This is a genomic window from Corynebacterium felinum (assembly GCF_030408755.1).
GTDB classification, from domain to species: domain Bacteria; phylum Actinomycetota; class Actinomycetes; order Mycobacteriales; family Mycobacteriaceae; genus Corynebacterium; species Corynebacterium felinum.
The window spans coordinates 2,956,049-2,968,679 of the sequence record NZ_CP047209.1 but is presented as its reverse complement, the minus strand read 5'-3'; the positions used below and the strand labels follow the sequence as shown (position 1 = coordinate 2,968,679).

Sequence of the window (12,631 nt, the reverse complement as noted above, 5' to 3'; positions counted from 1 at the left end):
GTTTCGCCACAATGCACAGTGGGTATACAGCATTGTCGCAGTATCTTTACGCAACTAGGAGGGATTTTCGTGCCGAATATCCTTGTAAAACTGGCCTCAGCAGCGCTTTGTATCTCGGGGATTGTATCGATCTATAACGGGCATTATGGCTATGGCATCGCACTGATTGGGTTCGGAATCTGGGGTTTTGTTTTCTCCTTGAAGAAGGATCAGAGCGATCTCATTGATTCCTCCCAGCCGATTCCTCCTGCCCATGAAATTAAGCAGTATCGCAAGCAGCATCCCGGAACATCGATTGCTCAAGCTATTGCGGCTTTGCAAAAGAGTGAGTCCTAGCATTTTCATGCTCAGAAGGCAGCTCCCAGCTCATGCGCGCGCGGTGCGATAAGCCTGCGTGTGTGGCTGGCGGGTGCGGGGCTGTGAGTGTGGGCTTGCCGGAATAGTGAGGCGATAAGGGTGAGTGAACCTTCAATTAAAAAGTAGCACACGTGCTTACCTTGGGGGTGGTGTGGGGTTTTGTGCTGGTAATGAACGCAAGTTCACTTATGGGGTGGGGGATAGTGTGAAAAACTCTTTAATTTTGCTTATGAAGTAATACACTGAAGTGAACTTACGATGTAGTAACCACAAGAGCGTGGGCACTCAGAACTTTGAACACACGATGAAGTTGCGAGTGATTTTTCATGCTCATCATGGTCACTACCGCGTAATGCCCCCCAGAGTTTTGTCTAGGTAGGGGGCAGAATGCTCACACACTTAAACGCTAGGAGAATTATGGATCTGCATGCAGTCATTGGCCAGTTCTTTAACGAAAAGGGCGAAATCGTCCTCCGCCCCGAAATTACCTTGGCTGGTATGTGCGAAGTCTTCTACCAAACCGAGAAGCAGGCGGGCACCACTGGCCGCAATTGTCTGCGCTTCTGGGACTTCTCCCAGTCCCGTGAAGGTGAAGCCAAAGATTACAGCCGCGATCAGATTAATACCCGCATCAAAGCTGTAGCCGCACGCCTTCAGCAAACCGGCACCATCGGCGACCGCGTTGTTATTTTGGCCAACAACTCCCCTGAGTACATCTTCGCCATGCTTGGTGCCATGTATGCAGGCATGGTGCCAATCCCGCTCTATGATCCAAACGAGCCTGGGCATGCAGATCATCTCAAAGCTGTGATCGGCGACTCCCATCCGAAGGCAGTACTGACCAACACCTCCTCGGCGGCGGCAGTGCGCGCATTCTTCGCTGATCTGCCTGGCGCTGAGCGTCCACGCGTACTCGCCGTTGATTCCCTGCCAGATTCTTTGGCGGAGAGCTTCGTCAATCCTATGACCACCGATCAGGCACGCCAGATGCTGGCTATGAGCCAAAAGGCCCCGATCGATCTCCCAGCATTCTTGCAGTACACCTCCGGCTCCACCCGCGTTCCAGCTGGTGTGATGCTGACCAACCGCTCCATTTTGACCAACGTGCTGCAGATCTTCACCGCAGCTCGCCTGAAGACCCCACTGCGTCTTGTATCCTGGCTGCCACTGCACCACGACATGGGCATTATTCTGGCTACCTTCGTCACCATCTTGGGCCTGGATATGGAGCTGATGGCTCCACGCGACTTCATTCAGCAGCCTTCGCGCTGGATCAAGCAGCTCAACCGTCGCGAAAACGACACCAACGTGTACACCGTTGTTCCGAACTTCGCACTGGAATTGGCGGTACGTTACGCCAAGCCAGCTGAGGGTGAAACCCTCGACCTATCTGCTGTCGACGGCCTGATTGTCGGATCCGAGCCGGTCACCGAAAAGGCAGTGGAAGCATTCAAGGAAGCATTCACCCCGTACGGCTTGGTTGAATCAGTCATTCGCCCATCCTACGGCTTGGCTGAGGCCTCCTTGCTGGTGACCACCCCGCAGACCCCGAACCGCCCAATTATTACCCACTTCGACCGTGAAAAGCTGGCCGAAGGCGTGGCGGTTGTGGTGGACAAGAGCGACGCATCCGTGGCCTTTGCATCCTGTGGCCAAGTGGTTCGCCCACAGCAGCTGGTGATTGTGGACCCTGAAACCAAGTCGGAGCTGGCCGATGGCACCGTTGGCGAACTGTGGTGCCACGGCGACAACATGGCCGCAGGCTACCTTGATCGCCCTGAAGAAACCATGGAAACCTTCCGCAACACCCTTGTGACCCGTCTGCCGGAGAACTCCCGCGCCGAAGGTGCCCCTGAGGATGATCGCTGGATGGCAACCGGTGACCTTGCGGTGATCGTGGACAACGAAGTGTACATTACTGGCCGTTTGAAGGACCTGATCATTATCGCCGGTCGTAACCACTACCCACAGGACATCGAGTTCACCGTGGATACTGCAACTGAGCACGTGCGCCCCGCAGCGGTGGCGGCCTTTGCGATCGAAGGTGACGACGTCGAAAAGCTCATCATTTTGGCAGAGCGCGACCTGGACAAGACCGAAGACGGCGACGCAGCTGCGATCGAAGCTATTCGCGCCGCAGTGACCGACGCCCACGGTGTGGTACCAAGCGATATCCGCATCGTTGCCCCAGACGAGATTGCCCGTTCCTCTTCCGGCAAGATTGCTCGCCGCGTGAATAAGAAGAAGTACCTCGGCTAAACGCACCACAACCACCAAGCACTATCCCTCACCTTATATGCAACGCTGCATGTGAAAAGGGGGCGGGGATGGTGCTTGTGGCATTTTGTTGCAGCCTTAGTTTCCTGCCTGATTTCATAGCTAAAGGGCTATGCGGGGGTGTGCAGCTGGGGGTGCTGTGGCCCAATGAGGGCAGAGTCTACTCTTAGCAAAATATCAGTTAGAGATAGAGCGAGTGCTACCGCTAAAACCGCAGGTCAATTTTTCGCCTACGCGCTGAAACTCTAACTATTATTTTTGAATCAATAAACTTGGCATTGATAGGTACTTTTCCCGGTGTGTGGCTAGACGCTACCTGCCCTATCCCCGCCGAAATTCCCAAGCATCACAAGCTGCACCTTAAGCCCCACCACCCCCAACAGCCAGCCCCACCGCGCGTGGCCACACAACAGGGAAACCCTCTCATGCGCACTGGCGAAGATGAGCGCAGTGACGAATAAAGAGGAGGTGGGGGAAGAGTGAAACAAATACAGCCAAGCGCACGATATAAAATGGGACAATTACATCAATAAACAATGAGCATCTGCTGTGTGCACGCTGCACACGATAGGGGCTTAACCCTCCATACAGTGCAAACCATCAGTGCTTTTACTGTGCGCGTGGTGAGTTTTTACTGGGGTGGTGTTTACACACGAGTGCCTTGAACAATGCGGGCGCCTGAAGAAACGAAGGTTTGAGGAATTTTGACGAGTCACAACGGTTCGCAGCACTCCAACGAAGCGGCAATGAGCGTCGAGCAGCTTGCCGGCTGGCTGCGGGAGTGGGTGATGAAAACCACCGGTTTGCCGAAAGAAGAAATTACCGACGATAAACCGATGCAATCCTTCGGTCTCTCCTCCCGCGATGTTGTCATCTTGTCCGGGGAGCTCGAAAACCTCCTCAACGTTCAGCTCGATGCCACCATCGCCTACGAATACCCCACCATTGCGGGGCTTTCACGCCGCATCATCGAAGGAGAACCCGCCCACCGCACAGGTGCGCAGCGTGCATCTAGCCGCAGCCACACTCCACTGCAGGCATCCAGCCCAGAAACCCACGATATTGCTATCGTCGGTGTCGCAGCCCGCTACCCTGGTGCGAATAATGTGGACGAAATGTGGTCCATGCTCGTCGAGGGCCGCGATGGTCTCGGCCCGCTGCCCTTGGGGCGCTGGTCGGAATACGCAGGCGATGAAGTCACCGCTAAGCGCATGGAAAGCCTCAACCTGACTGGCGGCTACCTGGATGATATCGCTTCTTTCGACGCCGAGTTCTTCGGCCTTTCCCCACTAGAGGCAGTCAATGTTGATCCGCAGCAGCGCATCATTCTTGAGCTGACGTGGGAAGCACTCGAACACGCCCACATCCCCGCCAACACGCTTAAAGGCAGCAACGTGGGTGTGTACATGGGCTCGTCGAATAACGATTACGGGATGCTGATCACCTCTGATCCTGCTGAGGCTCACCCCTACGCGCTGACGGGTACTGCCAGCTCGATCATTGCTAACCGTGTGTCTTATGCCTTCGATTTCCGTGGCCCCTCCATCAACGTGGATACTGCCTGCTCTTCCTCGCTTGTGTCGCTGCACCATGCGGTGCGGGATTTGCGTGAGGGCGCAGCTGATGTGGCTGTGGCTGGTGGTGTGAATATTTTGGCTGCGCCGTTTGTCTCTACCGCCTTCGGTGAGCTGGGTGTGTTTAGTCCGACTGGTAAGATTCATGCGTTTTCCGATGATGCGGACGGTTTTGTGCGCTCCGACGGTGCTGGTGTGCTGGTGTTGAAGCGGGTCGGCGATGCGATCGCTGACGGCGACACCATTCTGGCCGTGATTAAGGGTTCGGCCACCAACTCTGACGGTCACTCCAATGGGCTGACCGCGCCGAACCCGGAGGCGCAGGTTGATGTGCTCTACCGCGCCTATGCGGATGCTGGCGTTGATCCAGTACAGGTGGATTATGTGGAAGCGCACGGCACCGGCACGATCTTGGGTGACCCGATTGAAGCGACCGCGATCGGGCAGGTTCTTGGGGCTGGCCGCAGCAATGCGACCCCTACTCTTTTGGGTTCGGCGAAGACAAACTTTGGTCATACCGAATCCGCTGCCGGTGCTGCTGGTGTGATCAAGGTGGTGTTGAGCATGATCAACAACACGCTGCCCCCATCGCTGCACTTTAGCGCCCCTAACCGCTACGTTGATTTCGATGCTGAGCATATTGAGGTTGTGCAAGACCCCCGCGAGTGGCCGGAATATTCCGGCAAGAAGCTTGCTGGTGTGTCCGGCTTCGGCTTTGGTGGCACGAATGCGCACGTGGTGTTGTCCTCCTTCGACCCTGCTGACTATGAGGTTGAACAGGAAATTACTGCCCCTGAGCTTGTCGACGCCGCTATCGCGCTGCCGGTATCGGGACTGTTGCCGTCACGACGTCGTCAAGCAGCCGCTGCTCTCGCTGACTTCCTCGACGGGCGCAGCGACGATGACTTAAAGAAAGTGGCGCGTTCTCTTGCCAAGCGCAACCATGGCCGCTCCCGCGCCGTGGTGCTTAGCCGCAGCGTCGACGATGCTGTCAAGCGCCTGCGCCTTATTGCCGACGGCAAGGTCACCCAAAATGTTGCGGTCGCAGACAGCCCTGCCACAAACGGGCCTGTGTTCGTGTATTCCGGTTTCGGCTCCCAGCACCGCAAGATGGCCAAAGACCTAGTCGCCGCCGCCCCATTCTTCGCGAAGCGCCTTGCTGAGCTGGATCAGATCGTCGGATACGAATCTGGCTGGTCCATCCTCGATATCGTCAACGACGATGAGCAAACCTACGACACCGAAACAGCGCAGGTCGCAATCACCGCCATCCAAATCGCGCTCACCGACTACCTTGCACACTTAGGTGCGAAGCCTGCCGCAGTAATGGGCATGTCCATGGGTGAGATCGCCGCAGCCTATGCCGCAGGTGGTCTTAGCGCCGACGACGCCATGCTCATTGCCTGCCACCGTTCCAGGCTCATGGGCGAGGGCGAAAAATCCCTCCCCGAAGACCAACTCGGCGCCATGGCCGTGGTGGAATTCAGCGTGGAAGCACTTGATACATTCATCGCCGAAAACCCTGAATTCGCTGGCATCGAACCCGCCGTGTATGCCGCACCAGGCATGACCACCGTGGGTGGACCACGCGAGGCAGTGGTTGCCCTCGTGGAAAAGCTGGAGGCGGAAGAAAAATTTGCCCGCTTGCTTAACGTCAGGGGTGCCGGCCACACCAGCGCGGTAGAACCACTGCTCGGTGAACTCGCCTTTGAAACCTCTGCGGTGACCCCGCTGCCACTGAAGCTGCCACTGTTTAGCTCCGTGGATCGCGGCATGGTGTACCAGCCAGGCGCAATTATCCACGACTCTGAATACTGGACTCGCTGCACCCGCCAATCCGTGTGGTTCCAAGACGCCACCGAACAAGCCTTCGCTGCCGGCCACACCACCTTGGTGGAAATCTCCCCGAACCCCGTGTCCATGATTGCACTGATGAACACCGCTTTCAGCGTGGGCAAGCCAGATGCACAACTGCTGTTCGCACTCAAGCGCAAGGTGGAAGCCACCGACTCGATCCCCGAACTTCTAGCCAAGCTGTATGTTGCCGGTGCCCCCATCAACTTCGACCTGCTCTACGGCGCAGGCCAGCGCATCGACGCCCCCACAATTCCGTGGAAGAAGCAACGCTATTGGACCAACGCGCGTCCGAGCTCAGGGCGTTCCCAAGGCATGCTGGGTGCACACGTCACCCTCCCGGGCGGGCAGGTCGCATTCCAAGCCCGTGCGGAAGATATCCCAGCACCACTATTGCTGGTTGAAGCCGTGGTGGCGCAACTGAACCCGCAGGCCAGCGTGGTTGCCATGGAAGAAAAAGGCACCCTGCCTGTCACCGGCGAATTAAGCGTGCTGGCGCAGCACAGCCTCGGCGGCATTTCGATCAGCGTCTATTCTGTCGACGGCACAGAAACCACCCTGCTCGCCGAAGGCTTCGCCACCACCCTCGGTGCCAGCAGCGAAGCACTGCTTGATGGCCCAGCCCTTGCCCCCGCCGAGGATGTCCCAGCCTTGAGCTTCACCGAAAACACCGGTGCTGATCCAGCAGGCAAGTGGGATCCGAACAGTGGCGAAACGGTCGAAGATCGCATGCGCACCATCGTGTCCGAAGCCATGGGCTATGACGTCGAAGACCTGCCCAAAGAACTCCCACTGATCGACCTCGGACTCGACTCGCTGATGGGCATGCGCATTAAAAACCGCATCGAGCACGACTTCGATATCCCGAACCTGCAGGTCCAAGCACTACGGGATGCCTCTGTGGCTGACGCAGTTGCTCTGGTGGAAGCGCAGGTCGCTGACCGCCTTGGGGGCTTAACTACCGCGAGCACAACCCCAGCCGCTGACACCAGTGCCGATGATGAGGTGGCAGATGCCAGCGTCGATACGCACGATGCTGCAGCAACTGCCCAGAAGGGCGAAGGTGTGGGCGTTGCCCCACGTGACGCCTCCGAACGTCTTGTCTTTGGCACCTGGGCCGGCATTATCGGCACCGCAGCAGCCGGTGTGACCTCGCCGCTTCCAGTAATCAGCGATGAGCAAGCACAGGCAATAGCAGAGCGACTCACCGAACGCTCCGGCGCTACCATCACGGAGGAAGACGTGAAGCAGGCGGAGAGCTTAGAAGCTCTTGCCAACATGGTGCGCGAGGCTTTTGAAACCGATGTTGAGGGCAACATTCGCGTGCTGCGCGCCCGCCCCGAAGGATCGAGGGCACCAGCTGTATTCATGTTCCACCCAGCCGGCGGATCGTCGGTGGTATACCAGCCGCTGATGCGCCGACTGCCCGCCGATGTGCCGGTTTACGGTGTGGAGCGACTGGAGGGAAGCCTCGAAGACCGCGCCGCAGCCTACCTCGATGAAATCAAGCAGTACTCCGACGGCCTACCCATTGTGCTGGGTGGCTGGAGCTTCGGCGGTGTGCTGGCCTACGAAGTTGCCTACCAGCTGCGCAACACCGATGTTGAAGTTGCCACGATTGCGCTGCTCGACACCGTGCAGCCAGCCAACCCTGTGCCAGACACCCTGGAAGAAACCAAGAAGCGTTGGGAGCGCTACTCCGCTTTCGCGAAGAAGACCTACGACCTGGACTTCCCAGTTCCTTATGAGCTGCTGGAAACCGCAGGCGAGGATGCGCTGCTTGCCATGATGGCAGACTTCCTGACCAACACCGACGCCTCTGAGCATGGGCTTTCCGCCGGTGTGCTGGAGCATCAGCGCGCATCGTTTGTGGATAACCGCATTTTGGACAAGATCGACATGCACCGCTGGGCGGATGTTGAGGTGCCCGTGATGCTATTCCGCGCCGAGAAGATGCACGATGGTGCTATCGAGTTGGAGCCAGCCTATGCGGAGATTGCCTACGACGGGGGTTGGTCGAGTATCGTAAATGATTTGGAAATTGTGCAGCTTTCCGGCGATCACCTCGCGGTGGTTGATGAGCCGGAGATTGGCAAGGTGGGCATAGCGCTCACTCAGCGCATCAGCGTGCTGCAGGCAACACACTAAAAGGTCATGAGGGAATAAGGGATGAGTCTCGATACTACAGCTGCCAAGCTGGCGGATTTACGCGAACGTCTTGAAAAAGCTCAAGACCCCGGCAGTGAACGCGCCCGCGCCAAGCGTGATGAGGCGGGGCGTACCACCCCACGCCAGCGCATTCATCGTCTGCTTGATCCAGGCTCTTTCGTGGAGATCGGTGCGTTAGGTCGCACCCCTGATGAGAAGGACGCCCCTTATTCCGACGGTGTGGTCACAGGCTATGGCCGCATCGATGGCCGCCCTGTGGTGGTTTATGCCCACGATAAGACTGTGTATGGCGGTAGTGTGGGCGTGACCTTCGGCCGTAAGGTCTGTGAGGTCATGGATATGGCCATTAAGATCGGTTGCCCTGTGATCGGTATTCAGGATTCCGGTGGTGCCCGCATCCAAGACGCCGTGACTTCGCTGGCAATGTACTCGGAGATTGCACGCCGCCAACTCCCATTGTCGGGTCGCAGCCCCCAGATTTCGATCATGATGGGTAAGTCCGCCGGTGGCGCAGTGTATGCCCCTGTGACCACTGACTTTGTGATCGCGGTGGAGGGTGAAGCAGAAATGTATGTCACCGGCCCTGCGGTGATTAAGGAAGTTACCGGTGAGGTGATTACTTCCGCGGAGCTTGGTGGTGCCCGCCAGCAGGAGAAGAACGGCAACGTTTCGTATGTGGCTACGGATGAGGAGGATGCGTTTAATTATGTGCATGATCTCCTCGATCGCCTGCCGTTGACCTGCATGGATGCAGGCCCTGTGTTTGAGGCTCCTTCTGATGAGGACGTGGAAAACGCTACGCATCTGGATAGTTTTATGCCGGATGATACGAATGCTGCCTACGATATGCATGATCTGCTCACTGAGCTTTTCGATGATGATGATATTCAGGAAGTGCAGCCTGGCTACGCCCCGAATATTATTACTGCTTTCGCTCGCGTGGATGGCAAGTCGGTGGGTGTGATTGCGAATCAGCCACTGGAGTTTGCTGGTTGTATTGATGCTGATGCTGCGGATAAGGCTGCGCGTTTTATCCGTATTTGCGATGCCTATAATATTCCGCTGGTGTTCGTGGTGGATACCCCTGGTTATTTGCCTGGTGTGCAGCAGGAAGAGGTGGGTTTGATCCACCGCGGCGCGAAGCTGGCGTTTGCGCTGGTTGAGGCTACTGTGCCGAAGGTGTCGTTGATTGTGCGTAAGGCCTATGGTGGCGCATATGCGGTGATGGGTTCGAAGAATTTGTCGGGTGATATTAACTTGGCGTGGCCAACTGCGCAGATTGCTGTGATGGGTGCGGCGGCTGCTGTGGTGATGATTCAGGGTAAGCAGTTGAATGCTATTGAGGACCCGGCGCAGCGTGCGTACATGAAGAAGATTTTCATGGATTTCTATGATGAGAATATGACGAGTCCGTATGTTGCGGCTGAGCGTGGCTTTATTGATCAGATGATTGAGCCGAATCAGTCGCGGATTGCGTTGCGTCGCGCGCTGCGTCAGCTTGAGACGAAGATTGAGACTGATCTTCCAAAGAAGCATACGATTGCGCCTATGTGATGCAGCAGTCTTCCTATGACCACGTTGTTGTGGTGAGTGCTGTGCTGCTTATCGACGCCGCGGGGCGTATCCTCACTGTGCGCAAGCAGGGCACGCAGCGTTTCATGCTGCCTGGCGGCAAGCTTGAGCCGGGTGAATCACCCAAGCAGGCAGCGCTGCGTGAGACTCAGGAAGAAATTGGTGTGGATCTTGACCCTGAACAGGTGGAGTTTATGGGCGAGTTTCTTGCCGATGCTGCCAACGAGTCGGGGTGGGGTGTCAAGGCCTATGTGTTTTGGCACCGTGGGATTCCTGAGTTTCGTTTGAATAATGAGATTGCGCAGTCGCGTATTCTTGATCCGAATGATCCATTGCCTGATGATCTTGCGCCCTTGCTTGAAGATGTACTTCTTCCAGCATTAGGGGCGAGTGCGTAGCTTTCTTCCGGAAGGGGGTTGTGGCATTGCAGCTGTAGCTTTGTGGATTATTACTGCTGTGTGTGCGGTCGCTGCGCTTGCCGCCCAGACTCCGTGGGCAGTGGAGCACACGGTGGGGGCGAATATTGGTGCGGGTCTTGTGGGCCTTGTTAGCTTTGGCACCTGTGTTCTTGCCCTGATCACTTCTGCTGTTTACTTAACTATGAAGCTCTGGCGACGCTAAACAACGCTGCAACAACGTCAAACAACTGTGTTTTATGCTCTGAACTGGCATTTTTTGTTGTATGGGGTGGGGAAGTTGGTGGTGAGTTGTTTCAAGTTGTTTGAAACAACTTCCTGCGGAAATGCTCAAGCCTGGAGACCATAAAGCGAGTGACGGCATTGTAAAAAATGGTCGTGGCCTGCTCTTTTTCGCTTTAGAGGATGTGGGGAGTGTTTGGCTGCCGAGTGTGTGCTGCTGTGGGTGGGGCGTTAGTTGTTAACAACTTCAAACAACTGTGTTTTATACCCTGAGCTGGCTTTTCTTGTTTCGTTGGGTGGGGAATTTGTTGGTGAGTTGTTTTAAGTTGTTTGAAACAACTTCCTGCGGAAATGCTAAAGTGGGCGACATGGCTACACAAGGATTTGGTTCACAGCATGAGACGATCATTCTTGATGCTCTAAAAAAGATTGAACAAGGCGCGACAGCCGATTCTGTAGAGTCAGAATTCTTGGAGTTTAAAGAAGACCGAGCCCATGACCCACAGGCTAAAAACTCACGCGCGGATCTGATTGAAAAAGTCATCGACGAGGTCGTCTGTTTCGCCAATAGCGACCATGCGTGGGGCTACGTTGTCATTGGAGTAGCCGACAAAGTTCCAGGCAGGGAAGCTTTTACTGGCACGGATATGGACGAGACTGATGTGCGCGACAAAGTCTTTGCTAGAACTAAGCCCAATTTGCGAGTCGAAGTCGAACCACTCGTGTTTGCTGAGAAACGCCTCTTAATAGTGACAATTCCTGAGGCACTCACACTCTATACCCGCGCTAAAGGACAAGCGTCAAAGAGAGTAGGGACTAGGTGTGTACCACTGTCGCAAGAAGAAAGACAAGCAATTGTCTATGCGCGTGCAAATCCGGACTACATGGCGAAGAACTCCACTCATACGGTCGAAGAAATTAGCCTCGACGTTGTTAATGAGGCGCGACGGCTACTGGCTAACCGCCGAAAGGCAAGCGGCATTGATCCAGCAGTACCTGAAACAGCACGTGGGCTCTTGCGTGAACTGGGTCTGATCAATCAAAATGAAAGGCTGCGTAAAGCAGCAGACATACTCCTTCTTCCGCCGCCACCACCACTTATCACTGTTCGACACCTGTGGCGACCTTTTCCTGGTGCAGACCCGCACGTCACCGAAATAGCTGAGCCGATCATTAGTGCTCTGCCACACATACAACGGTTGATCGCACGCTATTCGGAACAAGACGTGAAAAGAGTGCGTCTTGACGGAGGGCAAGAAATCGCAATACCCCGGCTACCAAAAGAAGCGGTTGACGAGATAATTACCAATGCCCTCGTGCATCGTGATTGGCTCAGCAGCCAACCAATTGTGGTCGATCAATCACCACGCGTGCTCAAAGTATGGTCGCCTGGTTCTTTGCCGGTGGGAGTCGATAAAGATCGCCTCCTCACTACGCAATCGGTGCCACGTAATGCCACATTGATGGCTGCAATGCGAGCGTTGGGGCTAGTGGAGGAATCATCGCGAGGATTCGATCGTGTCTGGGCATCAATGATTCGTACTGGGCGTGATGTTCCAGAGGTCGACGTGACGGATGTTTCAGTAGAAGTGATAATTCCATCAGGAACACCTGATACCGATTTTGTTGCTGCACTGCTTCGCTTTGATGAAGAATTCGGCGAAATGATGAACAGTGTCAATGTGCTCATTGTGCTGTGGCATTTGTGGGAAGCACCAATTATCACCGAAAAGCAAGTCATGGAGAAAACGCAAACAGCAAAAACTGAAGCTAAAGAACTGATGGCAGCTTTATGCGAGTACGGACTGACGCAACAAATCCGCGATGCACGCGAGTGGGTACTCAGTGAAAAAAGCCGAAGGATAATGGGGAAGACGGAAGGAAAAACCCTAGCAAGCGTCTCTATTGGAGAATGGCTTCTTTCCCAGCTCAGCGATGGAGCTTCAATAAGTGCTGCCGAGGCAGCAGAAGAAATCGGTGTTGATCGGAAAGAGATCACAGAACACCTGCGTTATTTGCGCACCCTTGGTCGAGCACGCATTGATCCCCATGGCCCGCAAAGGGGTTCGGCAACGCGATGGATTGCGGGAAGCTAACACGCGTTCACCACTGCGCCCAGCCCAACGCTGCTGAAGCTGGGGGAGGTGCGGTGGCGGCGTCGTCACGCATAAAAAAATCGCAGTACTGTGG

7 protein-coding genes are annotated in these 12,631 nt (G+C 55.7%); all 7 read left to right on the top strand.

Annotated elements, in window-relative coordinates:
• Nucleotides 1-69: 69 nt before the first annotated feature.
• The 7 genes from CFELI_RS12390 (at nt 70) to CFELI_RS12360 (ending at nt 12,537) form a co-directional block, all read left to right on the top strand.
• Entirely contained in the window at nt 70-336 is a 267-nt protein-coding gene (locus CFELI_RS12390; RefSeq protein WP_277105173.1) for a hypothetical protein, read from the top strand.
• Nucleotides 337-774: 438 nt separating this feature from the next.
• Nucleotides 775-2,616 (top strand): FadD32-like long-chain-fatty-acid--AMP ligase, encoded by a 1,842-nt coding sequence (locus CFELI_RS12385; RefSeq protein WP_277105172.1) that lies wholly within the window; start codon nt 775-777, stop codon nt 2,614-2,616.
• A gap of 764 nt (nt 2,617-3,380) precedes the next feature.
• A complete protein-coding gene (locus tag CFELI_RS12380; RefSeq protein ID WP_277105185.1) occupies nt 3,381-8,210 on the top strand; it encodes a type I polyketide synthase in 4,830 nt (1,609 codons plus the stop codon).
• 21 nt (nt 8,211-8,231) lie between these two features.
• Nucleotides 8,232-9,785 (top strand): acyl-CoA carboxylase subunit beta, encoded by a 1,554-nt coding sequence (locus CFELI_RS12375; RefSeq protein WP_277105171.1) that lies wholly within the window; start codon nt 8,232-8,234, stop codon nt 9,783-9,785.
• Nucleotides 9,785-10,201 carry an NUDIX hydrolase gene (locus CFELI_RS12370; RefSeq protein WP_277105170.1) on the top strand — a complete coding sequence of 139 codons (417 nt, stop codon included), beginning with the start codon at nt 9,785-9,787 and terminating at the stop codon, nt 10,199-10,201. Before CFELI_RS12375 ends, CFELI_RS12370 begins: the two co-directional genes overlap by 1 nt.
• Nucleotides 10,194-10,424: a hypothetical protein gene (locus tag CFELI_RS12365; protein ID WP_277105169.1), complete on the top strand. Its 231-nt coding sequence runs from the start codon at nt 10,194-10,196 to the stop codon at nt 10,422-10,424. Before CFELI_RS12370 ends, CFELI_RS12365 begins: the two co-directional genes overlap by 8 nt.
• Nucleotides 10,425-10,809: 385 nt before the next feature.
• A complete protein-coding gene (locus tag CFELI_RS12360; protein ID WP_277105168.1) occupies nt 10,810-12,537 on the top strand; it encodes an RNA-binding domain-containing protein in 1,728 nt (575 codons plus the stop codon).
• The last annotated feature ends 94 nt before the right edge of the window (nt 12,538-12,631 follow it).